The sequence below is a fragment of the Pseudomonas sp. PME37.24/006 genome (assembly GCF_055556635.1).
Map to the genome: position 1 here is coordinate 1 of NZ_JBVHNL010000229.1, position 251 is coordinate 251.

The window sequence follows — 251 nt, forward strand, 5'->3', positions numbered from 1 at the left end:
GTTTCTGTGAAATTAACCTTGTAACCTAACCACGTATCTTCTCTCTTTGTGCTGTAGCGTGCATCTGGGTCATGAGGCGAACCGATCAAATATTTTGAGTTAGCCAAGTCTTTGTCTTTGCGGAACTTCGGACCTCCTTTTCCGTTGTCTTGAAATTGTTCTGCAAAGACTCTTCTAAGAGTAATTACCGCAGGAACTTTCTTCAGGAACTCCAGTGATTCGTCGCCATCAATGCTGGAAAGAAGTAGCTT

The 251-nt window shown here is 43.0% G+C and carries 1 pseudogene; it reads right to left on the reverse strand.

Features of this window, described 5'->3' with window-relative positions:
• A pseudogene (locus ACZ3GY_RS24515) lies at window positions 1–251 on the reverse strand (IS5/IS1182 family transposase); the annotation flags it as partial.